The organism is Lysinibacillus sp. RU7 (assembly GCF_057837305.1).
Genome location: NZ_JBYQFK010000004.1, coordinates 26,212 through 52,228, shown reverse-complemented (window position 1 = coordinate 52,228; position 26,017 = coordinate 26,212). Strand labels below are relative to the sequence as shown.

Annotated in this window: 26 protein-coding genes; 16 read left to right on the top strand and 10 right to left on the bottom strand. The window is 38.1% G+C overall.

Annotated features, from left to right (window positions below; genetic code table 11):
* The first annotated feature begins 17 nt into the window (after nucleotides 1-17).
* Nucleotides 18-527 carry a GNAT family N-acetyltransferase gene (locus tag AC3II9_RS04260; RefSeq protein ID WP_489153412.1) on the top strand — a complete coding sequence of 170 codons (510 nt, stop codon included), beginning with the start codon at nucleotides 18-20 and terminating at the stop codon, nucleotides 525-527.
* Nucleotides 528-594: 67 nt separating this feature from the next.
* Complete coding sequence (gene map, locus AC3II9_RS04255) at nucleotides 595-1,347, top strand: type I methionyl aminopeptidase (RefSeq protein WP_489153411.1); 753 nt, start codon at nucleotides 595-597, stop codon at nucleotides 1,345-1,347.
* 27 nt (nucleotides 1,348-1,374) lie between these two features.
* Here the strand turns inward: map and AC3II9_RS04250 are convergent, their stop codons facing one another.
* The gene (locus AC3II9_RS04250; protein ID WP_489153409.1) at nucleotides 1,375-2,112 is read right to left on the bottom strand and encodes a tryptophan-rich sensory protein; all 738 of its coding nucleotides are present in this window, start codon (nucleotides 2,110-2,112) and stop codon (nucleotides 1,375-1,377) included.
* A 113-nt stretch (nucleotides 2,113-2,225) separates the two neighbouring features.
* Here AC3II9_RS04250 and AC3II9_RS04245 point away from each other — a divergent pair, with 113 nt between their 5' ends.
* The 3 genes from AC3II9_RS04245 to AC3II9_RS04235 all read left to right on the top strand — a co-directional run bounded on the left by AC3II9_RS04245 (nucleotide 2,226) and on the right by AC3II9_RS04235 (nucleotide 5,634).
* A complete protein-coding gene (locus tag AC3II9_RS04245; protein WP_489153407.1) occupies nucleotides 2,226-3,095 on the top strand; it encodes a polyphosphate kinase 2 family protein in 870 nt (289 codons plus the stop codon).
* Nucleotides 3,096-3,275: 180 nt separating this feature from the next.
* Nucleotides 3,276-5,069, top strand: coding sequence for a M3 family oligoendopeptidase (locus tag AC3II9_RS04240; RefSeq protein WP_489153405.1), 1,794 nt, complete (start codon nucleotides 3,276-3,278; stop codon nucleotides 5,067-5,069).
* Nucleotides 5,029-5,634 carry a GNAT family N-acetyltransferase gene (locus AC3II9_RS04235; protein WP_489153403.1) on the top strand — a complete coding sequence of 202 codons (606 nt, stop codon included), beginning with the start codon at nucleotides 5,029-5,031 and terminating at the stop codon, nucleotides 5,632-5,634. Before AC3II9_RS04240 ends, AC3II9_RS04235 begins: the two co-directional genes overlap by 41 nt.
* A 40-nt stretch (nucleotides 5,635-5,674) precedes the next feature.
* Here AC3II9_RS04235 and AC3II9_RS04230 read toward each other — a convergent pair whose 3' ends face one another.
* From AC3II9_RS04230 to AC3II9_RS04220, 3 genes are all read right to left on the bottom strand, one after another.
* Nucleotides 5,675-6,241: a beta-class carbonic anhydrase gene (locus AC3II9_RS04230; RefSeq protein ID WP_489153401.1), complete on the bottom strand. Its 567-nt coding sequence runs from the start codon at nucleotides 6,239-6,241 to the stop codon at nucleotides 5,675-5,677.
* A 178-nt stretch (nucleotides 6,242-6,419) separates the two neighbouring features.
* Nucleotides 6,420-6,581 carry a hypothetical protein gene (locus AC3II9_RS04225; protein WP_391375431.1) on the bottom strand — a complete coding sequence of 54 codons (162 nt, stop codon included), beginning with the start codon at nucleotides 6,579-6,581 and terminating at the stop codon, nucleotides 6,420-6,422.
* A gap of 119 nt (nucleotides 6,582-6,700) precedes the next feature.
* Nucleotides 6,701-7,936 carry an aminopeptidase gene (locus AC3II9_RS04220; protein WP_489153399.1) on the bottom strand — a complete coding sequence of 412 codons (1,236 nt, stop codon included), beginning with the start codon at nucleotides 7,934-7,936 and terminating at the stop codon, nucleotides 6,701-6,703.
* A 201-nt stretch (nucleotides 7,937-8,137) separates the two neighbouring features.
* On the opposite strand from AC3II9_RS04220, the gene motA reads away from it, so the two are divergent.
* The 4 genes from motA to AC3II9_RS04200 all read left to right on the top strand — a co-directional run bounded on the left by motA (nucleotide 8,138) and on the right by AC3II9_RS04200 (nucleotide 11,820).
* On the top strand, nucleotides 8,138-8,938 hold the full coding sequence (gene motA / locus AC3II9_RS04215; protein ID WP_489153397.1) for a flagellar motor stator protein MotA: 801 nt from the start codon (nucleotides 8,138-8,140) through the stop codon (nucleotides 8,936-8,938).
* Nucleotides 8,922-9,722 (top strand): flagellar motor protein MotB, encoded by an 801-nt coding sequence (motB, locus tag AC3II9_RS04210; protein WP_489153395.1) that lies wholly within the window; start codon nucleotides 8,922-8,924, stop codon nucleotides 9,720-9,722. Before motA ends, motB begins: the two co-directional genes overlap by 17 nt.
* Before the next feature lie 101 nt (nucleotides 9,723-9,823).
* Nucleotides 9,824-10,912, top strand: a complete 1,089-nt coding sequence (locus AC3II9_RS04205; RefSeq protein ID WP_489153393.1) for a carbohydrate kinase — start codon at nucleotides 9,824-9,826, stop codon at nucleotides 10,910-10,912.
* A complete protein-coding gene (locus AC3II9_RS04200) occupies nucleotides 10,912-11,820 on the top strand; it encodes a pseudouridine-5'-phosphate glycosidase (RefSeq protein WP_489153391.1) in 909 nt (302 codons plus the stop codon). Before AC3II9_RS04205 ends, AC3II9_RS04200 begins: the two co-directional genes overlap by 1 nt.
* A 72-nt stretch (nucleotides 11,821-11,892) precedes the next feature.
* Here AC3II9_RS04200 and AC3II9_RS04195 read toward each other — a convergent pair whose 3' ends face one another.
* Nucleotides 11,893-12,114: a DUF1128 domain-containing protein gene (locus tag AC3II9_RS04195; RefSeq protein ID WP_431027994.1), complete on the bottom strand. Its 222-nt coding sequence runs from the start codon at nucleotides 12,112-12,114 to the stop codon at nucleotides 11,893-11,895.
* 123 nt (nucleotides 12,115-12,237) lie between these two features.
* Here AC3II9_RS04195 and AC3II9_RS04190 point away from each other — a divergent pair, with 123 nt between their 5' ends.
* The 3 genes from AC3II9_RS04190 to AC3II9_RS04180 all read left to right on the top strand — a co-directional run bounded on the left by AC3II9_RS04190 (nucleotide 12,238) and on the right by AC3II9_RS04180 (nucleotide 14,352).
* Nucleotides 12,238-12,939: an SDR family oxidoreductase gene (locus tag AC3II9_RS04190; protein ID WP_489153389.1), complete on the top strand. Its 702-nt coding sequence runs from the start codon at nucleotides 12,238-12,240 to the stop codon at nucleotides 12,937-12,939.
* A gap of 110 nt (nucleotides 12,940-13,049) precedes the next feature.
* On the top strand, nucleotides 13,050-13,379 hold the full coding sequence (locus AC3II9_RS04185) for a YtxH domain-containing protein (RefSeq protein WP_489153387.1): 330 nt from the start codon (nucleotides 13,050-13,052) through the stop codon (nucleotides 13,377-13,379).
* Nucleotides 13,380-13,410: 31 nt separating this feature from the next.
* Nucleotides 13,411-14,352, top strand: coding sequence for a YihY/virulence factor BrkB family protein (locus AC3II9_RS04180; protein ID WP_489153385.1), 942 nt, complete (start codon nucleotides 13,411-13,413; stop codon nucleotides 14,350-14,352).
* 34 nt (nucleotides 14,353-14,386) lie between these two features.
* Here AC3II9_RS04180 and AC3II9_RS04175 read toward each other — a convergent pair whose 3' ends face one another.
* Nucleotides 14,387-16,285: a heavy metal translocating P-type ATPase gene (locus tag AC3II9_RS04175; protein ID WP_489153383.1), complete on the bottom strand. Its 1,899-nt coding sequence runs from the start codon at nucleotides 16,283-16,285 to the stop codon at nucleotides 14,387-14,389.
* Nucleotides 16,286-16,482: 197 nt separating this feature from the next.
* A complete protein-coding gene (locus AC3II9_RS04170) occupies nucleotides 16,483-18,024 on the bottom strand; it encodes a fumarate hydratase (RefSeq protein WP_489153381.1) in 1,542 nt (513 codons plus the stop codon).
* 232 nt (nucleotides 18,025-18,256) lie between these two features.
* Here AC3II9_RS04170 and AC3II9_RS04165 point away from each other — a divergent pair, with 232 nt between their 5' ends.
* Nucleotides 18,257-19,033 carry a YwqG family protein gene (locus AC3II9_RS04165; protein ID WP_489153380.1) on the top strand — a complete coding sequence of 259 codons (777 nt, stop codon included), beginning with the start codon at nucleotides 18,257-18,259 and terminating at the stop codon, nucleotides 19,031-19,033.
* 41 nt (nucleotides 19,034-19,074) lie between these two features.
* Here AC3II9_RS04165 and AC3II9_RS04160 read toward each other — a convergent pair whose 3' ends face one another.
* Nucleotides 19,075-19,263 (bottom strand): SE1561 family protein, encoded by a 189-nt coding sequence (locus tag AC3II9_RS04160; protein WP_391375397.1) that lies wholly within the window; start codon nucleotides 19,261-19,263, stop codon nucleotides 19,075-19,077.
* A 414-nt stretch (nucleotides 19,264-19,677) separates the two neighbouring features.
* Here AC3II9_RS04160 and AC3II9_RS04155 point away from each other — a divergent pair, with 414 nt between their 5' ends.
* Complete coding sequence (locus AC3II9_RS04155; RefSeq protein ID WP_489153378.1) at nucleotides 19,678-20,856, top strand: MFS transporter; 1,179 nt, start codon at nucleotides 19,678-19,680, stop codon at nucleotides 20,854-20,856.
* A gap of 284 nt (nucleotides 20,857-21,140) precedes the next feature.
* Nucleotides 21,141-22,838 carry a methyl-accepting chemotaxis protein gene (locus AC3II9_RS04150; RefSeq protein WP_489153376.1) on the top strand — a complete coding sequence of 566 codons (1,698 nt, stop codon included), beginning with the start codon at nucleotides 21,141-21,143 and terminating at the stop codon, nucleotides 22,836-22,838.
* A gap of 53 nt (nucleotides 22,839-22,891) precedes the next feature.
* Here the strand turns inward: AC3II9_RS04150 and AC3II9_RS04145 are convergent, their stop codons facing one another.
* On the bottom strand, nucleotides 22,892-23,725 hold the full coding sequence (locus AC3II9_RS04145; RefSeq protein ID WP_489153374.1) for an ion transporter: 834 nt from the start codon (nucleotides 23,723-23,725) through the stop codon (nucleotides 22,892-22,894).
* 174 nt (nucleotides 23,726-23,899) lie between these two features.
* Nucleotides 23,900-24,745 (bottom strand): DegV family protein, encoded by an 846-nt coding sequence (locus AC3II9_RS04140; RefSeq protein WP_489153373.1) that lies wholly within the window; start codon nucleotides 24,743-24,745, stop codon nucleotides 23,900-23,902.
* 277 nt (nucleotides 24,746-25,022) lie between these two features.
* Between AC3II9_RS04140 and AC3II9_RS04135 the strand changes: the two genes are divergently transcribed.
* Nucleotides 25,023-25,982: a M23 family metallopeptidase gene (locus tag AC3II9_RS04135; protein ID WP_489153616.1), complete on the top strand. Its 960-nt coding sequence runs from the start codon at nucleotides 25,023-25,025 to the stop codon at nucleotides 25,980-25,982.
* Nucleotides 25,983-26,017: the final 35 nt, after the last annotated feature.

The window sequence follows — 26,017 nt, the reverse complement described above, 5'->3', positions numbered from 1 at the left end:
TAATTGGAGTGATTTTTATGGAACTGATGAAATGCACAGCACACGATTGTGCCCAATTATCAAAATTGAGCATCGATACATATATGGAAACATATAGCATACTTTCTACAATGGAGACGGTACAGGTACATACGGCTAAAGCCTTTACAGAAGAAGTTTTATTGAAAGAGTTAGCTCATCCTTATAGCGAATTTTATTTTGCTGTATTGGACGGAGAAATAGCAGGTTATATAAAGCTGAATACGGACGATGCACAAACGGATGATGTGGCGGAAGATGCATTAGAAGTGGAGCGTATTTATATTCAAAATCAGTTTCAAGGTCGTGGCTTAGGTCGCCGGTTAATCGAGGAAGTGATGCAAATGGCGTGTCAAAAAGGGAAGAAACGTATTTGGCTTGGTGTATGGGAGAAAAATGAACAGGCATTAGCCTTTTACAAAAGGATGGGATTTACTCGTCAAGGCGAGCATATTTTTATGTTTGCAGATGAAGCGTGTACAGACTATATAATGGTCAAGGAACTCTAGTATGTGACGTACATTTCCATATGATATAGTAGTAAAGGACATTTTTAATTAAGAGAGGGATTTGAGCATGATTATTAAGACACAGGAAGAATTAGATGCGTTTAAAAAGATTGGTCGCATTGTAGCTGAAATTCGTGAAGCAATGAAAGCTGCCACAAAACCAGGTGTTACAACACGGGAACTAGACGAAATAGCAGGTCGCATGTTTGAAGAAGCAGATGCCATTTCGGGCCCTAAAGGTGAATATGACTTCCCAGGATTTACATGTATTTCAGTAAATCATGAAGTAGCACACGGTATTCCAGGTGATAAAGTGATTCAAGAAGGCGATTTAGTGAATATTGATGTTTCAGGTTCATGGAACGGCTATTTCGCTGATACGGGTATTTCATTTGTTGTAGGGGAAGGCTATGAAGAGAAAGAAAAGCTTTGTGCTGTAGCAAAATCAGCATTTGAACGTGCGATGACAAAAGTAAAAGCGGGTTCAAAATTAAACCAAATCGGGAAAGCGGTAGAACGTGAAGCGCGCGATCACGGCTTAACGGTGATTATGAATTTAACAGGACATGGTTTAGGGAAGTCTCTTCATGAAGCGCCAGACCATATTTTAAACTACTATGATGCATGGGATACAACGATCATGAAAGAAGGCATGGTGTTAGCAGTAGAGCCGTTCATCTCGGCAAAGGCAGAGCATATTGTCGAAGCAGGTGATGGCTGGACGTTTATTACGCCAGATCAATCGTTAGTTGCTCAAATCGAACATTCTATCGTTATCACAAAAGATAAACCGATTATTTTAACGACATTAGAAGACTAACTAAAAGCAAAGAAAACTGCGAAGGCATTAACTCCCTTCAGCAGTTTTCTTTTTCTTTTCCATAAACAAAATGCCAACAACCATGACCCCACATAAAAATAGTGCAGCAGTTGATACAAATAGCTCGGTGAAACCATTTGCTACAGCAATGCCTATATAACCTAAAATAAAAATACTAGGTATGATGCGGTCAAAATGATGGTAACGAAGGTGGAGAGCAGTCGCTGCCCCCGCTGTTAACAAAATGACAACCCATAGGGCATTGCTTAACCCCAATCCATGCCACTCGTAGTAAATCGTAAGGTAGCTAATGACGATCAAGGTGAAAAATAAATTCCAACCTAACCACATAGCAATTGGAATACGTAAGCTTATATATTCTCTATGAAACGGATACGTCATATGTAAACCGAATAAAGAGAGGAGTTGTAGCATAAGCAATATAAATGCAGTGATATAATAATCTTGATGCCATGTATAGAAAAAGGCAATTTGTAATAGGCAAGCTAGTACAAATAAAAGTGTTTGTAATCTAGTAGTGACGAAGATGGTTTGGCGGTTTTGGTAAGCTTGCCACACATAAACGAAAAGACTAGCGTATAAGACGAATGTAAATAAATAAACAAAGCTGGCAGGAGAAAATAAAAGTGGTAGCCGCTTGATTGAATGAATTGTTGTTAGATCATTTATCCCAATCCAAAACGCAATCATTGAGTATATTGATAAAACAATAGTTGCAATAAAAAGTAATAGAATACGCCCCATAAATTCCTCTCCTTCCGTTAGAATTATATACATTTTGCTACTTTGCAACAACAAATACCATTTAAAACCATTTTAGTTTACAATAGAGATAGTATAGTAAAAGGAGTGGTTCCATGCAAAAGCTTGAAGAGTTAGACCTGTCGTTAGAACTAGATAAAGTAGTATATAAGAAAAAGTTAAAAGTACTCCAATATGAAATATTAAACGTACAGCAGTTTTTATTCAACAATAAAATTGGATTAATTTTAGCTTTTGAAGGAATGGATGCTGCCGGTAAAGGAGGCGCGATTAAACGGTTAACAGAACGTATCGATCCGCGCGGTTATATTGTACATCCCATTTCTGCCCCACAACCACATGAAAAACGGTATAACTACATGCAACGATTTTGGCGTAAGTTACCTCAACATGGACAAATCGCTATTTTTGACCGCTCATGGTATGGACGTGTATTAGTCGAGCGTTTAGAAGGATTTGCGACGGAAGAAGAATGGACACGTGCTTATGAGGAGATTAATGACTTTGAGCGTCTATTAACAAATGGTGAGTACATTTTGTTGAAATTCTGGATTCATATCGATAAAGAGGAACAGTTAAAACGTTTTGAAGCACGTGCTGAAGATCCATATAAATCGTGGAAGTTAACAGAAGAAGATTGGCGAAATCGTGACAAATTTGATGATTATGCCGTGGCTGCAAATGAGATGTTTGAGAAAACAGACTCGAAACATGCCCCTTGGATTCTCGTAGAGGGGAACAATAAGCAATATGCGCGAATAAAAGTATTAGAAAAAACGTTAGCACATATTCAACAAGAAGCGAAACGACGAGGCCTTGAAATTCCTACTGTTTTTGAACAAGAAGAGAAAAAAGCATTGGCGGAGTTAGCACAAGCTGAAAAAGAAGTTGCCGCTAGCTTAGAAGAAGATGTAAAAAAAGTAAAATCGGTGAGAAAAAATAAATCGAAAAAGAAACGAAAATAACATATAATAGATTTAATATTTCGGGATTCGGATAAAATAGTGTGAACTATTTTATCTGAATTTTCGGTGGAAAGTATATTTAATTAAAAAGACATCAACTCGCGCCCTTGTAGCGCGAGTTATGTTTTTCTAATTGAATGCTATTTGGAAATTATTTTCTGAATAATGAGGGGGAGTACAATGGCAACAATAAACTATCCAGAAGTATGGAATTTAGATGTGTTTTTTGAAGGGGGCAGTGAGTCACCAGCCTTCCAAGCATTTATAGAACAACTACCACATAAAGTGGAAGCAACAAAAAAACAAATAACTGCGTTAACAATAGATGTTAATGAGCAACAATTAAAAGAAGTTTTAGCGCAAATTGCAGACACATTAATGCATATTTCTCATGCGGGTGGCATGCTTTCATGTTTAACGGCTCAAAATATAAAAGATACGAAGGCGCTTTTATTATCAAGTCAATTAAGCAGTATTTCAGCAAGCTATTCACCTGTGATTCTTCGTTTACAGCAGTTACTAGCTGAAATGGATGAGCAACGTTTTCATGCACTAATCCACTCAGAGTTGTTACATGAGTTTGCCTTCATTTTAACGGAGTGGCGTGAACAAGCGAAGCAAAAGCTGTCGGAGGAAGAAGAAACATTAATTGCAGAATTAAGTGTAGATGGCTATTCTTCGTGGGGACAGCTTTACAATATGTTCATTGGTGATATTAAAGTAGAAGTTGATGTAGAGGGAGAAACGAAATACTTATCTGTAGGACAAGCGAATAACTTAAGTTCACATCCGAATGAAGCGGTACGTAAAAGTGCTTTTGATGCGCTTGAAAAAGTATTTACAGAGAAAGAAGAGTTTTTCGCTAAAACATTAAACCATCTAGCTGGCTTTCGTTTAACGACATACAAAAAACGCGGTTGGGATGAAGTGTTGCAAGAGCCGCTACAAATTAACCGGATGAAAAACGAAACGTTAGAAGCTATGTGGGGAGCTATTTCAGATCATAAAGCACCATTTGTAAAATTCCTTAAAACAAAGGCAAGTATGCTTGGGAAGGAGAAGATGGATTGGTATAACTTCGATGCACCAGTGACGTCTTCTACAACAAAAGTGTCGTATCAACAGGGTGCAGAATTTATCCTAAAGCATTTCGGAAAGTTCGGTGCACAGCTGGAGGCATTCGCACGTCAAGCGTTTGAAGATGGATGGGTTGAAGCAGAAGACCGTGATAACAAACGTCCTGGGGGCTTCTGTACGGGCTTCCCACTGGCAGAACAATCACGTATTTTTATGACATACTCCGGCACTATGTCAAACGTTGCTACATTAGCACATGAGCTAGGGCATGCGTTCCATACGTATGCACTACGTCCGGTGAATCCACTAAACCGTCGTTACGCAATGAATGTGGCCGAAACAGCATCTACTTTTGCTGAGATGATTGTTGCAGATGCAGCAGTAGAAGAGGCAGCAACAACAGAAGAGAAAATCGCCTTACTCGAAGATAAATTGCAGCGTTCGATTGCATTTTTTATGAATATCCATGCACGCTTCTTGTTTGAAACGCGCTTTTATGAAGAGCGTAAGCGAGGAATTGTTGCGACAAAGCGATTGAACGAATTAATGGAAGAAGCCCAACGAGAAGCGTTTGCAGGTGCACTAGGTGAAGCACACCCGCATTTTTGGGCATCTAAAATGCATTTTTATATTACAGGTGTGCCATTCTATAACTTCCCATATACATTTGGTTACTTGTTCTCCCTTAGTATTTATGCAAAGGCAAAAGAAGAAGGAGCAGCGTTTGAAGAGAAATATATAGCACTGCTTCGTGATACAGCTATTATGACGGTGGAAGACTTAGCGTTGAAGCATTTAAATGAAGATATTACAAAACGTGAATTTTGGGAGAAGGGCATTGCGCTCTGTGTGAGAGATGTTGAAGAGTTTATTCAACTTGTTTCGAAAGAAGGGTGATCGGTCTGTGAAGTTGGACGGGGAGAAATGCTTTTTACGTACGTTTGGGGAGTCAGATGCAAGAGAGTTAGCAATGCTTTTGTACAACAATAAGCACTTTTGGTCAACATATGAGCCTATACACCGAGATGATTACTATACGGAAGAGGCACAGTATAAAAAGATTCTAGAAGGATTACAATTACTTGCTTTAAACCGTGAGTTTTCATTTGGCATTTATGAGAAGGAGTCTGAAAAATTAATTGGCCATATTTCGTTATATGCAATTAAACGTATGCCGTATTCAAGCGCATTTATTGGCTATTCGATGGATCAGCATTTTGTTGGTCGAGGCATTGCAACGGAAGCGGTAAAGCTTGTGGTGGAATTAGCCTTTGGTTCTCTCAAGCTCCATCGGGTCGAGGCATATATTGCCCCTGAAAATATATCGTCCATTCGTGTCATAGAAAAAGCTGGATTTACTAGGGAAGGGCTACTTCGTAAACTATTATTCATTAATGGGGAGTGGGTAGACCATTATATGTATGCGATGTTACAAGAAGAGTATTTACAGAAAAAGGTGTAGGGATTATCCCTACACCTTTTGTCCTCGATTGAAATGATTTTTATAAATTTTGATTGCCGTCACTTACTACATCAAGGCGCCCTGTACCTGGATCGATGATAAGTCCGTGTATAGGCACTCCTTTAGGCATTAATGGATGCTGACGCACAAGCTCTACACTTTTTAATACGCTTGTTGCGATATCCCCAAAGCCGCGTAACCAGTCACGTAAATCACCAGCTGAATAGTTTACTGTATCGATTGTTTCTTGTTTAATGCCACGTTCAAGCATATGACCAATCATCACATCAGGGTCAACTGCACTCATCCCACAGTCATAGTGTCCGATAATGTATACTTCATCTGCTTGTAGCTCATAAACCGCTACAAGTAAACTACGCATAATCCCACCAAATGGATGGTTCACGATAGCCCCTGCACTTTTGACAATTTTGACATCGCCATTACGAAGATTCATTGCTTTTGGCAGTAGTTCAACTAAGCGTGTGTCCATACAAGATAATACAACTACTCGTTTGTTTGGATACTTTGTTGTAATATAAGGCTCGTATTGCTTTTCTTCTACGAATGATTGATTGAAGCTTAGTATTTCGTTTAATAAAGACATATGTCGTTACCCCTTTCCTTACACTTATCTTATTTTAGTTGAAATGAAAGAGAATTCAAATAATAATAGCGAAAATGAGTTTAAATATTATAAAAATAAAGACAAAGGATATATATAAAGCGAATTTATATAAAAGTCATTAAAAAAACAGCCACAAATATGGCTGTTTTGAATCAAATTATTTATGAGCGTTAGCTTTTGAATCGATACGTACTGACTCGTGAGAATCTAAACCTACACGTAAATAATGAATGAAGAACATTAAGCAAATAATGATCACTACAGAGTAGCCTAATACTGTTGTATAGTACTCTGGACCAAATGGATGATGATGATTCATGTTAAAAAGCTCCTTCCTATAAATAAAGTAATCCTTAACACTAATTATACCGTAATCTATGAGACAAGTGATAGTTTAATTTATGGAAATTCAAAAATTGTGACGACATTTTGAAGGTGTTAGAATGCCCAGTTTCCACCACGGAAAACGGGTTCTACTTGTCCATCCTCAGTAATCCCGTCAATATTCATCTTAGCAGAACCAATCATAAAGTCAACATGGGTAATGCTTCGGTTTAATCCATTTGCTTCTAATTCTTCCGCTGACATTGTTTTTCCTCCTTCTAAGCAAAAGGCATAGGCGCTCCCAATTGCCAAGTGATTGGACGCATTTTCGTCAAATAGTGTATTAAAGAATAGTAAATCTGAGTTAGAAATAGGAGAGTTATAAGGAACTAATGCCACCTCACCTAAGTAATGAGAACCTTCATCCGTAGCAATTAGGTTTTTTAATACTTCTTCCCCTTGTTCTGCTTCTACATTAATAATGCGACCGTTTTCAAAAGTCAGTGTAAAGCAATCGATAATATTCCCACCATAGCTTAAAGGCTTTGTACTTGAAACGTAGCCATTGACACCGTCTTTATGAGGCACTGTAAATACTTCTTCTGTTGGCATATTTGCCATGAATTCGTTCCCTTGTTCATTGATACTGCCTGCACCGCACCATAAATGTCCTTTTGGTAGCTCAATCGTTAAATCTGTACCAGGAGCAGTATAATGAAGCTTTACATATTTTTTAGCATTTAAGTACTCTACTTTTTTATGCAACGTATGGTTATGATGTACCCATGCTTCCACAGGGTTTTCTAAATCAGCACGAGTCGCTTTAAAAATTGCATCCCATAATGCTTCGATCTGTTGATTTTCTGATAACAGTGGGAACACTTTAGCAGCCCAGTCTTTCGAAGGAACGGCAATCACTGTCCAAGAAATTTTATCTGATTGTACGTATTGGCGGTATTTACTTAATGCTGTACCTGCCGCTTTTTGGAATGTAGCAATGCGCTTCGGCTCAATTCCTTTTAATAGATCAGGGCTTTGGGAGACAATGCTCATAAATGCTGCGCCTTGCTCTGCTAACCATTCACGTTCTTGTACTTTCCAAGGGGGGAAGAAGTCGAATGAATCTTCTGGTGCTAACTCATAGCGATAGCGGCCAATTTGATCATCGGAGAAATCCACGAATACTTGTTTAGCGCCTGCTTCATATGCTATTTTTGTCACAAGACGGACAAATTCGACTGCATCAGTTGAAGCGGCGATATAAAGAAATTGCCCTTTTTGGATATTTACACCTACTTTTACGGTGAGTTCAGCATACTTTAGAAGATTATTATTAAAATTACCTATCATTTTTATCATTCCTCCATATAAAAATTCAAAACTGCTTACAATGATTGATTCAATATAATCAAAAACTGTTAATTTGGAAAGAAAAAAACATTATGACATCGAAAAAAAATAGATTACCCTTTATACTATATTAATAGAAATGTTAATAAAAAGCAGAATAGGTCGAAATAAAAAAAAGAGCGAGTTATTGGAGGTATAGGCATGGATATTTCGTCATTAGTAGGGATAATTCTAGCATTTTTCTCCCTAGTATTAGGGATGTATTTAAAAGGAGTAGGACCAGATGTATTAGTTAACCCAGCAGCCATTCTAATCATTATTTTTGGTACAATTTCAGCAGTCGTCATTGCCTTCCCGATGAAAGAGTTAAAACGTGTGCCGAGGTTATTTGGTAAACTCTTTAAAGAAACAAAGTTAGCAGATGATATAGAGATCATTAAAATGTTCTCACAGTGGGCAGATTTAGCTCGTCGAGAAGGGTTGCTAGCGCTTGAAAGTAAAGCAACAGAAATTGAAGATCCATTCTTAAAGAATGGTTTAACGCTTGCCATTGACGGGCAAAATGCAGATTACATAAGAGATGTATTAACAGAAGAAGTGCATGCGATGGAAGATCGTCATGCAAGTGGTGCGCAAGTTTTTACACAAGCTGGTACATACGCACCTACACTAGGGGTACTTGGTGCCGTAGTAGGTCTAATTGCAGCATTAAAAGATATGTCAGATATCGATAAACTAGGACATGCCATTTCAGCAGCCTTCGTCGCGACATTACTTGGTATTTTTACTGGTTACGTTTTATGGCACCCATTTGCCAACAAATTAAAGCGTAAATCAGCTGTAGAAGTAAAACAAAAAATGATGATGATTGAGGGAATCCTTTCTGTATTAGAAGGAGAGGCGCCTCGTATAATCGAACAAAAATTAGCTTCATACTTAACAATGGAAGAACGTAAGCAAATTACGGAAAGCGGGGCGGGTGGCCTTGGCAAAGAAGAGTAAACATAAAAAACATGAAGAGCATATCGATGAATCTTGGTTAGTACCGTATGCAGACATATTAACGCTTCTACTCGCGTTATTTATCGTTCTTTTTGCTTCGAGTACTGTGGATCAAGAAAAACTACAAAAAATGTCAGAGGTGTTCAATCAAGTATTTGATGGTGGAACGGGTGTGATGGAACATACATCTCCTGTGTCTTCACCGAATAGTTCACAATTAAGTGAGGCTGCCACTAAATATTTGGAAGACCAAAAGCAATTACAAGAAGCGCAGGAACGTGTAGAGCAGTTAATCGCTGTGAATGAATTAGAAAGTCAATTTTCAACAGTGATGACGGATGAAGGGTTACTCATCACGATTCGTGATAGCGTGTTATTTGCGCCAGGTAGTGCAAATATTAAGCCGGAATATACTAATATTGCGGAAGAATTATCAGAGATTTTAGCGTTTAATCCAGCGCGTAATGTAATCATTACGGGACATACGGATACTGTGCCGATGAACACAGCAGAATTTGCTTCAAACTGGGAATTATCTGTGATCCGCGCTGTAAACTTCTTGAAAATTATTGTGAATTCAAATCCGGATTTGGATTCTAAGTACTTTAGTGTGAGGGGCTTCGGTGAGTATAATCCAATTGCTTCCAATGATACAGCGGAAGGGCGCGCAAAAAACCGTCGTGTTGAGGTGTTAATACAACCTCTTGTAGCAGAAGATGGCTCTGATTTACCTGTTGGTAATACAACGAATACGAATAACATAAAAACAGACGTAAATAATTAAGCGATAAAACAGCAAACTAAAATAGGTTTGCTGTTTTTATTTGCATTTCTTCAAACAAAAGTTTATAATTTAAACAAATGTTTATTCCGGAGGTGAATACCTTGAATGAAAAAGAACAGCTTGTATTGCGATTGATACAAGAAAATCCGTATTTATCGCAACAGGAAATGGCAGAAAGATTAGGAATGTCTAGACCCGCACTGGCGAATACAGTATCCTCGCTTATCAAGAAAGGGGAAGTTGTTGGGCGTGCCTACGTTTTACCGAAAAGACAAGCGATTGTCACCATTGGTGGAGCCAATGTGGATCGGAAATTTCACGTAGAAGGTGCTGTGCAATTAGCAACATCAAATCCTGTAAATGTTACAACGAGTGTCGGTGGTGTAGCCCGTAATATTGCAGAAAACTTAGGTAGACTTGGTAATGACGTTAAGTTAATGACGGTGCTAGGTGAAGATGCGGATGCAGAAAAAATAAAACAGCATTCAGAAGAATTTATGTCATTCGACATGACAGCGACGTTACAAAGACACTCAACAGGCTCGTACTCAGCTGTACTAAGTCGTGATGGTGAATTAGTCATTGCGATGGCGGATATGGCGATTTATGATGAGTTACTGCCAGAGCTAATGAGTAAACATGAATCACGTATACTCGATGCCAAATGTATTGTCGTAGATTTAAACTGTCCAAAAGAAGCGGTGGAATATGCATTAGCACTAGCTAAATTACGAACGATTCCATTTGTTATTGTACCCGTATCCTCACCGAAAATGAGTCGTATGCCTGGAGATTTAACAGGTGTCACGTACTTTATTTGCAATCGTGATGAAGCGGAAACGTATTTATCCCGCTCGTTACAAACCGAGGAAGACTACGAGTTGGCGGTTCGTGATTTGTTAGCTAAAGGTGCAGAGCATGTCGTGTTAACGCTTGGTAGTGCAGGAGTCGTTGCAGGGAGTAAGGACAAAATCGAACGATTATATGCAATATCTATCGAAACAATTGTAGATGTAACAGGAGCTGGAGATGCCTTTGTAAGTGCATTTTTACATGCTGCATTACATGGAGAGTTGTTTATAGATGCGGTACGCTTCGGGCTATATAATGCATCCAAAACATTACAATGCGATACAACCGTTCGGGAAGATTTATCATCAAATGAATTAACTATTTGGAGGGAATCATAATGAAACAATATTTATCTTATTCACAAGAAGTACTAGAAGCAAAAGAGAAGGGCTTACCAATTGTTGCACTCGAATCAACGATTATTTCACACGGTATGCCTTATCCACAAAATGTACAAACGGCACGTGAAGTAGAGCAAATTATTCGTGAAAACGGTGCAGTGCCGGCAACCATTGCATTAATCGATGGACAAATTAAAATCGGTTTATCAGATGAAGAATTAGAAATGTTCGGGAACGCGCAAGGTGTTGCAAAAACATCTCGTCGCGACTTAGGTTATTTACTAGCAACGAAAAAATTAGGGGCAACAACAGTAGCTGCCACAATGATTTGTGCAGAGCTTGCAGGAATCGAGTTATTTGTTACAGGTGGTATCGGTGGTGTGCACCGTGGTGCAGAAACAACAATGGACATTTCTGCTGATTTAGAGGAATTAGCGGTGACAAATGTAGCCGTTGTTTGTGCAGGTGCTAAATCGATTTTAGATATTGGTTTAACATTAGAATATTTAGAAACAAAAGGTGTGCCTGTCATTGGCTATGGTACAGATATGCTACCAGCTTTCTATACACGCGAATCACAATTCGATGTGAATTTCCGTGCAGATTCAGCAGAAGAAGTAGCAAATATGATGCGTGCAAAATGGGATTTAGGTCTACGTGGAGGCGCTGTTATTGCAAATCCAATTCCTGAAGCAGAGGCACTAGATGCGGCGTTTATTAACGGCATTATTGAACGTGCATTAACAGAAGCAGAGGAACGCGGTATTGCTGGAAAAGAAGTCACACCTTTCTTACTTGGCAAAGTAAAAGAGTTAACGGAAGGGAAATCACTAGAGGCGAATATTGCGCTTGTAAAAAATAATGCGCGTATTGGTGCGGCGATTGCTGTCGCATTAAATAAGTAATTTCGACAACATTTCCGAGGAAATAATCTTTTTCATAAAAATAGGACAGCTCTAGTTAGAGCCGTCCTATTTTTATTTGCGGAATGAGCCAAGTTCTGCGACAATTGCCTGCATTTCACTTGGTGTAAATGAATCGCGCTTCATGACCATTTCATATAAATATAGTAAATCTTCATAGTTTTCTTCGCTGAAATGTTCGGGCTTCATTGCATCCACATTTACCATACGAAGCTTTTCTTTCATTTGTTCAATCATATAAATGACATTGTCTTGTGATGGTGTAGATAAATCCATAATCTAACCTACCTTTCTGCGTGTACGAACATATCATTTCATTTTGTTATAGTAAAGTCAACTCCTAATCCGTTTGAAAATCAGCTGAATACGTGATACGTTTGCAAGGAAGGAGGCGGTTCGATGTTTAAAAATAAAGTGGTCATCGTCACAGGTGGTGCACAAGGAATTGGGCGTACGATTGCGCGGAAATATGTTGAGCAAGGAGCCGTTGTAATTGTAGCAGATTTACAGGAACCAGCTGATACAACGGTGCATTTTATCCGAACAGATGTCAAAAGTGAACAGGATATACAAGCTTTAATGGCACAAACCGTTGAACGATTCGGTACAATTGATATATTGATTAATAATGCCGGGAAATTCGTTGTCACACCACCAACGGAACTTTCACTTGAGGTATGGGATGATGTAATAAATACAAATTTGCGTAGTGTATTTTTATGTGCCCGCGAAGCTTCAAAATATATGAAGGGTGGAGCGATTGTATCGATGGCTTCTACACGGGCTTTTCAATCAGAGGAATATACAGAGGCATATGCAGCCAGTAAAGGTGGTATCATAGCATTGACACATGCACTTGCCGCATCTTTTGCAAAGCAACGTATTACCGTGAATTGTATTTCACCAGGGTGGATTGAAACGCAAAATTATGAAGCTTTACGAGCAATTGATCATGAGCAGCATTTATCCATGCGCGTTGGAAAGCCTGAAGATATTGCGCAAGCATGTTTATATTTAACGAATCCAGAAAATAATTTTATTACGGGCACAAATATCATCATTGATGGTGGTATGACGAAAAAAATGCTTTATGAAGCGTAAATTTACTTGCCCATTACTTTCAAAAAGGTGCAAAACTGTTTAAAATAAACATAGCATCACCTTTTGATACAATGTATTTCAGCATAAAAGGACATAGGGGAGGAATAGCTATGGTGAAAAGTAAGTTAGTACCTGCAATTTTAATCGGTGCTATGGCAGGCGCTGCGATTAGTATGCTAGACAAAGCAACGCGTGAGCACACAATCGAAACATCAAAAAAAATGAAAGATACAGTAACGTACTATACACAAAATCGTGATGAATTCATGCAACTTCTCGAAACAAAGGTAGAGCAATTCCAATCTGTCTATTCGTCAACTCAGCAAAATATGGGTGTAGTTATGACAAAAATTGAAGACGCAAAAGCGTTACCTCAAACAGTCATGAGTCTTGTAACGGAAACAAAAGAGGCTTTTTCGAAAAAAGATGCAGATGCATAGTGCAGGTGTTTTGAAGAAGGGGTGAACTTTTATGAAAGAACAAAAAAATACTGCCTCTCATGCAGTAGTCACTTTCGTAAAATCATTTGTAGCACCAGAGGAAGCTGAAATCGATCGGACAACTGTAAAAGGCTTCTTTCAAGATTTAATGGTCGGCATTCAACGTGTGGATATGTCGGGAATGGGTGCGCAACTCGCCTACTTCTTTTTGTTATCATTTTTTCCGTTACTTATTTTTATGGTGACGCTGCTCCCATACTTAAATTTAAAGCAGGAGCACGTCTTTTTGTTTTTAGGCGATGTAATGCCAGAAGAGGTATATTCCCTGATTGAGGGAACATTAATGCAAGTGCTAACACATCAAAATAGTGGTTTACTTTCTATCGGGATTATCGGCACGATTTGGTCCGCTTCTAAAGGGATTAATGCGTTAATGAAGGCGTTAAATCAAGCGTATGAGGTAGAGGCACAAGTAGGTGTTTTGCACCGAACTTGGTCACTGCTCTTTACATTCGCTTTTGTATTTATTATTTTAGTAGCGCTCGTATTTCCGGTTTTCGGCAAGCAAATCGGAAACTTATTATTTTCCTATATCGGTGTAGCCAATTCATTTGAATCGATTTGGAATACGTTTCGCTGGTTAATACCACCGCTAATGATTTTTCTTATTATGATCATCATGTATTGGATTGTCCCGAACACAAACCCACGTTTAAAGTGCGCTAGCGTACTGCCAGGTGCTATTTTTGCTACAGCTGGTTGGCTTATTTTAACATATGGATTTTCGTTTTATGTTAATAATTTTGGCAATTATAGTGCGACATATGGTAGCATCGGTGGTGTAATCGTGTTAATGCTATGGCTCTATTTTACAGGGATGATTTTAATTTTGGGCGGATTAATCAATGTTGTAGTGAAGAAGAGGCGAATGAGTAAAACAAACAATGCAAGCATCGATTCTCAAGAATGTTAAAAAGCGAGTAGGGGATAAGCCCCCTGCTCGCTTTTTACATATTTCGCAACATACGTAATCCGTTTAAAATAACTAAAATGGTACTGCCTTCATGTCCGATGACACCAAGCGGTAAGTTAATTGCTTGAAAGAAGTTAGAGATGACAAGTAACATAATCACAGCAATCGAGAAAAACATATTTTGCTTTACGATGCGCTGCATTTTTCGTGACATACGCACGGCATAGGCAATTTTCGATAAATTATTTTTCATTAATACAACGTCTGCTGTTTCGAGCGCTACATCAGTACCGCCCCCCATTGCAATGCCGACAGAAGCTGTTGCTAAAGCAGGGGCATCGTTAATGCCGTCCCCAACCATCCCGACATAGTGATATTGTTCATTGTATTGTTTAATATAGTTTACCTTTGTTTCAGGTAAGCATTCAGCCACAAAATCATTTACTCCCGATTCCTGTGCAATAACACTGGCTGTATGCTGATTGTCTCCAGTCAACATAACGACACGAATGCCAAGCTCTTGTAAAGCGCTGATAGCTGTCTTCGCTTCTTCACGCACGGTATCTTTCAATGCGGCAGCAGCTAAAATGCCCGATTCATCTCGCATGAAAATAACTGTTTTCCCTTCAGATGAGAGACGATTTAATGCACCGTTAGCAAACTGTTCTACTTCTTCACGTCCAATAAAGTCTGGTTTACCGACTTTGTACTGTACACCATCTACTGTTGCTTCAAGTCCATGACCAGGTATATCTTGAATCGTTACGTTTCGATGACGCGTAATGTGCAGCGTATCTGCATAACGAGAAATAGCTTCAGCGAGGGGATGTATAGATTGGTCCTCAATCGTGGCTAAAATGGCTAGCGCCTCTTCTGTTTCCACATGATCTCGTACTAAAAAGTCCGTTACAACCGGTTTTCCCTCTGTCAGTGTCCCTGTTTTATCGACAGCTAATGCTTTTAAATGGCCAAAGTGTTCAAGATGAACGCCACCTTTAAATAAAATACCATTTCGTGCGCCATTTGAAATGGCTGCTAACGTTGCAGGCATAACAGATGCTACGAGTGCACATGGAGAAGCAACGACAAGTAATACCATTGCACGATAAAACGTTGTGGACCAATCCCAGCCCACGATATAATGTGGCAAAAACAACATAAGGCCGACTGTAACTAGTACTCCTTTTACATAAATGCTTTCGAATCGCTCGATAAATTGTTGAGAAGGAGATTTCTCACTTTGTGCTGACTGAACGAGTGTAATAATCTTTTGGAATAGTGTTTCATCATTTCGCTTTGTCATTTTAATCGTTAAAGCACCGTTTAAATTCACTGTCCCAGCAAATACAGATTCGCCTGTTTCTTTTGTGATAGGCATTGATTCACCTGTAATAGCGGCTTCGTCGATTGTTGAATGCCCTTTAAAAATGACCCCATCTACAGAAATGCGTTCACCTGGTTTTACAAGAACATGGTCGCCTAATTGTAATTCGCTTACCGCTACTTTGATCGGCTCAAATGTACCACGGACAAGCCAAGCTTCTTCTGGTTGTAATTCCATTAAGGCTGAAATTTCGCGGTGGCTTTTATTCATGGCGTATGTTTCAAGTGCACCACTCACAGCGAAGATGAAAATTAAAATCGCGCCTTCCACCCAATAACCGATAATGGCCGAACCAATGGCAGCTAAAATCATTAAAATTTCTACATTTAGTTGACGCGTTTGAACTGTTTCTGTGATCCCTTCCTTTGCTTTCGCGAAACCACCGATTACGTAGGCGGAAATATACGCAATAATCGCTGCTGTTTCAAGTCCAACTGCATCCATGCGCCAAGCAAGTAATAAAATAAGACCTGCTGTTAGCGCAGCAATCAGTTCAATATGTTCTTTGGTTTTCTCAATTAATGATAAAGATTCTCGATTAGAATCCATCACAAAGACCTCCTTGATAATGAAATTCAGTATCAAAACCTTTATTTTAAGCTAATTGATAAAAGATTTCATTTATTTTTATTTATTACTTTTTTATAATTATTATAAATAAAGGATACATCTTTTGGAAAAGGATTGCAATAAAAAACTCGTAACGAAAATTTTTCGTTACGAGTTTATTGTATTCAATGATTAGATTAGAAGACACGCTCTGCATGCATTGCTAATTTATCTAATGAAGATTTTTCTACATCAGCGTGTAATGAATTACCGTGTGAATCCATTGTTACAACTGCTGTAAAGCCTTCTACTGATAAGTGCCACATTGCTTCAGGAATACCGAATTCCATTAAGTCAACACCATCTACTGATTTGATGCAATCAGCGTAGTACTGAGCAGCACCACCGATAGCATTTAAGTATACGCCACCATGCTCTTTAAGAGCAGCAAGTGTTTTTGGACCCATACCGCCTTTACCCATAACCGCACGGATACCGAACTTTTTCATAATATCGCCTTGGTATGGCTCCTCACGAATAGATGTTGTTGGACCAGCAGCCTTAACTGTCCAGTTCCCCTCTTCGTCTTTTGCCATAACAGGACCACAGTGGTAAATAATTTGACCATTTAAATCAACAGGAGCTTCGACGCCTTCTCCGATTAAGTGGTGGTGGATTGCGTCACGGCCAGTGTACATGCGACCTGTGATTTTCACTACATCCCCAACTTTAAGTTCGCGAATTTGTTCTTCTGTGATTGGAGCAACCAGCTCTACTACTTTATTGTCCGTTGTAGCAGCTGTTTGTTCTTCGTCGCGGAAAGTGATTTTTTCACCTTCTTGGTAGTGCCAGTTCATGATTTCGCCTGTTTCTGGGTTGATGTCGATTGCCATACGACGGTATGCCCAACAGTTGTAAGCTACTGATACGAAGAATGATGCTGGTAAGCGGTCCATTACGCCGATTTTACAGCCTAGTAATGTTGCTTCACCGCCGAAGCCCATTGTACCAACGCCAAATGTGTTTGATTTTTCAACGATGTAAGCCTCTAATTTTGCTAAGTCTTCGATTGGGTTTACATCATCTACATGACGGAATAATTGCTCTTTTGCAAGATCGTAACCAGAAGAACGGTCCCCACCAATGCCAACACCGATGAAGCCAGCTGAACAGCCTTGTCCTTGAGCTTGCCATACTGAATGTAGGATACATTTACGGATACCATCTAAGTCACGACCAGCGCGGCCAAGACCTTCTAATTCACATGGAAGTGAGTATTGGATATTTTTATTTTCACAGCCGCCACCTTTAAGGATCAGCTTTACTGTAATGTAATCATTTTCCCATTGCTCGAATTTAACAACTGGAAGACCCGCTCCGATATTGTTACCAGAGTTTTTACCAGTTAAAGAATCTACTGAGTTTGGACGTAATTTTGCATCACCTGTTGCGTTAGCGATTGCGTTTTGGATTGCTTTTTTGATCTCAATTTGGTTGACGCCTACAGGAGTATACACCTTAAATGTTGGAAGACCTGTATCTTGACAGATTGGAGAAACGTTATCTTCAGCCATTACGATGTTTGTTGTAATTGTGTCTAAAGACATCGCTGCACGTGTACCAGCGTTTTCTGCTTCTTTTGCCGCTTTAATCGCACGACGAACGTCTTTTGGTAAGTTAGTAGACGTTTCAGTCACTAAATTATATAGGCTTTTTTCTAAAGTTTGTAAGTATGTCATTCTATTTTTCCCCCCAGAAAAATAATATTATTTCAAACCATTAATCATTATAACTGTTTAAATGAATAAAAAAAAGAGCACACGTACAACTACCAACATTCGCTAATGAAAAATTCTGTCTATTATATGTTCTTTCATCTGAGCTTCAAAATAAAAACAGGAACAAATGTTTGATTTTGGTATTTGTTTATATTACAATAAAGGGAATAGTAGGGTGAAGGAGGATAATATTGTGAGTTTTCCAGTTGCGTTAGAATCTTATCGTACAAAAATTGAACAAACGTTAGATACAGTTGTACGCATTACTTTATCAGATGAAGAAACGAATCGGTTTAGTAGTAAAGTGGGGGGAACACCTTATTTTTTAGCGGAGGATACTTATCCACTAGGCGAAGACGGACAACCACTTCGCTTGCTTGCACAAATTAACTTTGCGGAAATCCCTCAAGTATTACATGATTTCCCGCAACAAGGCATTTTACAATTTTATATTCATCCATTAGATGATGTGATGGGGTTAGATTTTGATAACGGACAAAGTCAAAAAAACTTCCGTGTGCTGTATCATGAAACGATTGTAGATGATGAGAGTAAACTACTAACAGATTTTGCGTTTTTAGAAACGGATGAAGAACAATATGGACCCTTTGATTTTGATTGTTCTTATAGCATGACATTTCATGTAGCGGAAGAGCCGATGACGTTAAGTGATTTTCGATTTGATCAAGTAATCGGTATTGAAGATGATTCATACGAGTTACACGATTTGTATTTTGAAGAGCTTGAAACGCAGGGACATAAAATCGGTGGATATCCGTACTTTACACAAGCAGACCCACGAGAGTATGGAGATTATCAAGAACAGCTCATTTTATTATTCCAACTTGATACGGATGATGACTTTGATATTATGTGGGGAGATGTAGGAGTTGGCAATTTCTTTATCTCTAAAGAAGATTTAATTCATAAACGTTTTGACCGTGTACTATATAATTGGGACTGTCATTAAAAAAGAGGTAACATTACGAGTACGTAATGTTACCTCACCATTTATTTTTCGTCGCGCGATTGGAATTGATCCATTTTTTCTTCTAAATCATCCATCATTTTGATTAAGCGGTCGATATCTTCTAAATCTGTTGTTTCTGGGTCAATTGCATCTAATACTTCTAAAAAAATTTCTAAACGTTCTTTTAAATAAGTTACTTGCTGTTCTTTGTTTGTAAGCGGATTTGACATAAGATGTGCCACCTTTCAACTGTTAAGGTTATCGTAGCGAATTTTTATGTAAATTTCAATGTTTGTATAGCATGGAGAGAAATTTAGTAATTTCATACCTCGTTATTAAATTTTGAATATTTACAAAATTGAAATATTGTGATAGATTATAGATATCAAATACAAGGGGGGATGGAAAATACGAAACAATGAACACTCAATCCCACAGGAAAAGGAGGGAGGATGAAGGATTTTTCGGCTGAGCTTGCCGATTAAGCTTTTTAATCATTATGATCCATAGGAATAGTTGAAACCCTAGTAAACTTTTAAACATAAAGTTTGCTAGGGTTTTTTAGTATGAGAAAAATTTAGCTAACATACCTGTTTAGATCCTATGATAAGATAGTACGGATATCGAAGTAGGTGGAGGCAAGTATGAACAGTATCTCAAATTATGAACAACGAAAGTTTTGGATTTTAGTCATTATCGTATCGATTTCAGGTTTTTCACAAGGAATGTTACTTCCGCTTATTTCCGTTATTTTTGAAACAGATGGCGTCTCATCCTTTCTTAACGGATTAAATGCAACGGGTTTATATATAGGGACTTTATTGATCTCTCCTTTTATAGAACAGCCATTAAGAAAGTATGGGTATAAACCAATTATTTTAATGGGCGGTGCGTTCGTGTTTATAGCGCTTTTCCTATTCCCGTTTTGGAAATCAGCGACATTTTGGTTTTTATTACGCATGCTAATTGGTATTGGAGATCATGCGTTACACTTTGCAACACAAACATGGGTGACATCGGATGCTAACAATGGCAATCTAGGAAAGAAAATGTCTATTTACGGCTTATCCTTTGGAATTGGCTTTGCTGTAGGGCCGTTATTTGTCAATCTTGTCGAAGTGTCAGAAGCATTGCCATTTATCATTTCGAGCGTGCTTTGTCTTTTAGCTTGGTCCCTTGTATTCTTTGTCAAAAATGAGCATCCAGCAGCATTAAAAGGAGATGCGACAAGTACAGGGTGGCAACGGTATAAATTAGTATTTACATTTAGTTGGATTGCTTTCTTACCACCGTTTGTCTATGGCTTTTTAGAATCTTCGATGAACTCGTTATTTCCTGTTTATGCATTGCGACTGGATTTTGATGTAGCAACCGTATCGTTAATGTTAACGGCTTTTTCGATAGGGGCAATCGTTACGCAGCTTCCACTTGGCATATTAGGCGATAAAATTGGGAGAAGTAACGTGATTGTAGGAGGGCTTTTCAGCGGCACCATCTTATTTTTCTTCTGTAGTTACTTCGAACATTCGGACTGGATGATGATTACTATTTTTGCCTTTGCAGGTATGAGTGTGGGCTCTTTATTTTCATTAGGGATTACGTATATGGCCGATTTAACGCCGAAAGAATTACTTCCAACAGGAAACCTCCTTTGTGGTATTTTCTTTAGTTTGGGTAGTCTAAGTGGACCAACACTAGGGGGACTTTATTTACAACTTGCAGAAGGCATGAGTTTTTTATTATTAATTGCAAGTATTTTATGTATCGGCTTATGTGCAAATGTGTATTATCGATTTAAAAACACAAAGAGGTTATCACGCTAACTTTGAATGGCACCAAATTGTTGAAATTATATTTACTATATCTTATAGATTATTTCTAGTTTTCTTATACTAATAAGAATAGTGTTATATTAGTAAAGTTTGGTCATATAGTTCTAATACCCTATAAGGAATAAGGCGTTAATGACTATTTATACGCCCGTTATGCCAAAAACACCTTTTTTACAGTATATTAGAAAAACTTTTGAAATCATTATAAGAATCGTTATAGAATGGTATTTGTTATAATATAAAAAATAATCTAAAAAGGAAGGAAAGTTTTTTAAATGTTAGCTTTACTCAATTTTAGATCACTTAAAACGCGTATTCTAAGTGTATTTATTATTTTACTAGTATTTCTTGCTATATTTGCAGGCTATAATTTTTTCTCCAATACGCAAATGGAAAACAAAGCGGAATCCCTCGTAGAAGAAGATATTGTTATCTTAAATGCAAGTCAAAATTTAGCTACTTCAGTAAGTGTTCGATTATCTGCAGCATTAAGCTATGTAATCACAGGTGATGCTACTTACATAGATGTGTTTAATGAATACCGTAAACTGGCAGAAGAAAATAACGCCATCATTGAGCAATATGTGAATACAGAAGAACGGAATAAGTTAGTCGAAACGGCACGTACATGGAGTAATGGGGTAGAAAATGATGTATTTGCTGTGTACCAAAGTGGTGATGCAGAACAGGCACTTAAAAACTTAACGGCGATTAACAGTCTTGTCACAGAAGTCCGAACGGGTTATGAGAAAATGGCGAGTGAGCGAGCACAGAGCATTGAAACAGTTGGAAATGATGTAGTACAGACAAGTTCAAATAATAAAATAATAGGGCTAGTCGTTAGTTTAGCAATTACCGTAATTGGTATTGTATTAGCGCTATTAACAGCAAATCAAATTTCAAGACCAATCCAAGCAGTAGCAGATCGAATGCAACAGCTAGCAGATGGTCATTTAGGCAATGAACCGTTACAGGTAGGGCAACGACGTGATGAAGTGGGTACATTAATGACAGCAGCAAATGGTATGAATGATAAGTTAAAATCTACAATTCAATCCATTTCTGAAGTTTCTGTAACCGTTGCTTCAAGCAGTGAAGAGTTAGCACAATCTTCAAATGAAGTCAAAACAGGGGCAGAGCAAGTCGTCTATACTATGCAGGAGCTTGCAGCGGGGACAGAAACACAAGCGTCAACTGCTGGAGACTTAGCGGAGGCGATGCGTACGTTTTCACATCGTATTCAAGAAACAACACAAGAAAGTATGACACTAAAAAATAATTCCAGTCAAGTTCAAAAACTAACAGAATCCGGTAAAGGATTAATGACGAGCTCAACGGAGCAAATGTCTACCATCAATGAGATTGTATTAGAGTCCGTTCGCAAAGTAGAGGAACTCAATGAGCAATCAGCAGAAATTTCAAAACTTGTATCTGTTATTGACGATATTTCAAATCAAACGAACTTGCTTGCGTTAAACGCCGCTATTGAAGCAGCACGTGCAGGAGAGCATGGGAAAGGGTTCGCGGTTGTAGCAGATGAAGTACGTAAGCTGGCAGAGCAAGTGCAGTTTTCAGTAGCGGACATTTCAGCGATTGTGGGTCGTATCCAACAAGAAACAGGGAATGTCACGCGTTCATTGCAAGATGGCTATAATGAAGTGAAAAAAGGAACAGAACAAATTACTGAAACAAATGAAACATTTAATGATATTTCTGGCGCTGTAGAATATATGATTAAAAGTATTGATACGATTGCAGCTAACTTAAATGATGTGTTAGCAAGTACAGAAGAAATCGGTACATCCATTGACGAAATTGCATCCATTTCTGAGGAATCGGCTGCTGGTGTAGAACAGACGACAGCCACGACAGAGGAAACGGTGAGCACGATGGAAGAAGTCGTAAGAAGTGCCGATCAATTAGCTGCTTTAGCAGAACAATTGAATGCAGAAGTACAACAATTTAAATTGTAATGATAAATCCACCTCCGCACAAGCGAGGTGGATTTTTGTAATTTGGGATTAATCTATATTTCATGTGCTTTTTCTTTAGTTGTTTCTTCCATTAGTCTTGTCATTTTATCTAATTTCATATGGAGTAATTGGTTTTGTTTGTGTAATTTCATTAGTTCGGTTTGTACACTATCCAGCTCGTTGACAATCGCATTGTTTTCTGTTTCAAGCTCTGTAGATAGTTTTTGCGCGTTATTGACAAGTTCCCCGAAGAAGATGTTTGCCACAATAAATGCACTTGAAATAATGAAGCTTGCAAAATACATCCACGACCAGCTATGTGTTTCGAAAATTGGGCGGAATATTTCACTTGCCCATGCTTCAAGTGTAAATATTTGGAATAATGTTAACAGTGAGAGCTGCAAATTCCCAAAATACTCAGGAGATGTGTTACCAAAAAACAGGGTACCGATAATGCTATAAATATAAAACATAATCATCATCAACAATAAAGTACTCCCCATAATCGGGATGGACATAAATAAGGCATTGACGATTCTACGTAATGAAGGAAAGGTCGATAATGTTCGTAGTATACGTAGCACACGTAAAATACGTAGGACACTAATAAAGCTTGAGCCGATAAAAAGAAGACTGAGTGCTACAATCGTAAAATCAAATACATTCCAACCATTTACAAAGAACTTTCCTTTATAAACGATTATTTTTAATATAATCTCGATTGTAAAAATACTAAGTAAAGCAATATCAAACACTTTGAAAAACATTTGGTTATCATTATAAATCGTTGGATACGTTTCTAGACCAATCAAAATCGCATTAATAACAATGAATGTCATAATAGCCTTTGAAAAGAGTGGATGTTCAATAAAATTTTTAAAATTCATGAAAAATCGACCTTTCTATTTTCCTGTATATAAAGTTAATGTAAACATACGAATATTAAAAATAGGTAAAACGCTTGAAATTTTTTGGCCAAGAAAAAAGCGTAAACGATTCCTTATAAAGTGATCGATTACACTGATTAGAAAAAATGAAGGGTTCTAAAATAAATATACGATTTATGTTCGCTTATAGAAAAGGCCGAGTGTGTTGGGACCAGCATGTACAGATAGTGCCGTACCAGCATAGGCTTCGATGACTTCATGAAACTGTGCATATTGAATAACCCAAGCTTTCACTTGTTCAACGATTTTAGGTGGACACATCGAATGTGTAATAAATAAACGACTGTAATCGATGTCTTTATTATTTTGGAATCGGTCCTTTATATACTTTTCTAAGCATTTTAAAAGGGTGCCACGATATTTTTTACCTACAACCATTTCTCCATTCCTTACTTCAATCGCAGGCTTAATTTTTAATAATGTTGTGGCAAATAGCTCGATATTTGTACAACGACCACCTTTTTTTAAGTAATCTAAACGATCCATCAGAAAACTTGTATTAAGTTTGGGGACAAGTGCTTCAATCTTCTCGACAATTTCCTCAGCGGAAGAGCCTTGTTTTGCTAATAACGCTGCATCATATACAAGATGCCCACTACCAGTTGAAAAATTTTGTGAATCGATAATATACACATTATCGAAACGCTGTGCTGCCATTTTTGCATTTGCATAACAGGAAGAAAAGCGAGCACCTACATTAATATGAATTACCGCCTCATATTCTTTTGCAAATGGAGCAAAAAATCCCTCGTATTCATAAATATTAATAGCTGCTGTTGTACATTTTTTATTTTCTACTTCTACATACTTAAATAGATCTTGTGGTGTGATGTTAATGCCGTCACGGAAGTTTGCGTTATCTACTAAAACATGTAGCGGATTAATTGTTATCTCTAATGCACTCAAAATTGTTGGAGGGAGGTCGCAAGTGCTATCTGCTGTAATTTTAATCAATGCCATTACACCTCCATAATCATTATAGAGAAACAGATTTCATGTAATATGTGTATGTTTATATAAAGCATATGCATAAAAAAGAGCAACGTATACAAATGTAATTTTTAAGTCAAATCCCGATAAGAGTAAAAGCACAATAAAAAAGGAATAATTGCTACAAATAAAATATGTAAAAAAATTACATGTACTCATGGGAAAGAAAAATTCGGTTATCCTAAAGAAAAGGAAAAGGAGGTTTGGTCTTTTGGGACGATATCTTGTTCCCTTTTTTGCATTAGTTATGTTTGGGAACACTGTTTTTTCAACTAGTGCATCAGCAAATGAAGAGCCATCTAAGGAAGAAATTTTGGAGCAACGTCTCGCGCATTACGTACATTTTGGAGAGTTACTTGTTCCTTGGTACTTTTTAGCTGCGGTTGACCAATACGAACGAAATATACAATCGGTTCGTTCTGATATTCCGAAGCGCGACAGTCTAATCGCTATCCAGTTTTCAGAGGAATACTGGTCGGGGCCATTAAATCCATCAAGTGACGATACATCTCCCGTGACAATCGGTTATTTTGGTGGGATGGGACTGGATGGCAATAGTGATGGGGTGGCAAGTCGTGATGATGATGAAGATATCCTCTTTACCATGGCGAGTTATTTAGGGCAATTTGGATTAGGGGAAGAAAACTTTAAATTAGCGCTGTGGGAATATTACCAAAGTGAAAAAGCCGTGAACCAAATTGTCACGATGGCAAAGCTGTATAAACATTATAATACGATTGATTTAGATACACATGCCTTTCCGATTCCCGTAAAGCATCATTATAGCTATAGAGGAACGTGGGGTGCTAATCGAGGCTGGGGTGGAAGAAGGATTCATGAAGGGACCGATATTTTCGCTAGCTATGGCACACCTGTTGTATCAACCTCGTATGGTATTGTGGAAGTAATGGGATGGAATGACTTCGGTGGATGGCGTGTCGGTGTACGGGACAACCATAACTCGTATCATTATTATGCGCATCTTGCCTATTATAACAAAGGCATCAAAGTAGGGGAGATCGTCGAGCCAGGTACAATCCTTGGTTATGTGGGAAGCTCTGGGTATGGGAAAGAGGGTACATCAGGCAAATTCCCACCGCACTTGCATTACGGTATTTATAAATTTAATGGGAGAACAGAATGGGCATTTGACCCATACCCATCTCTCCAGCAATGGGAACGACAATCTAAAGCAGCAGCAAAATAATATAAACTTAAAACCAGCACTGATTAATCGTGCTG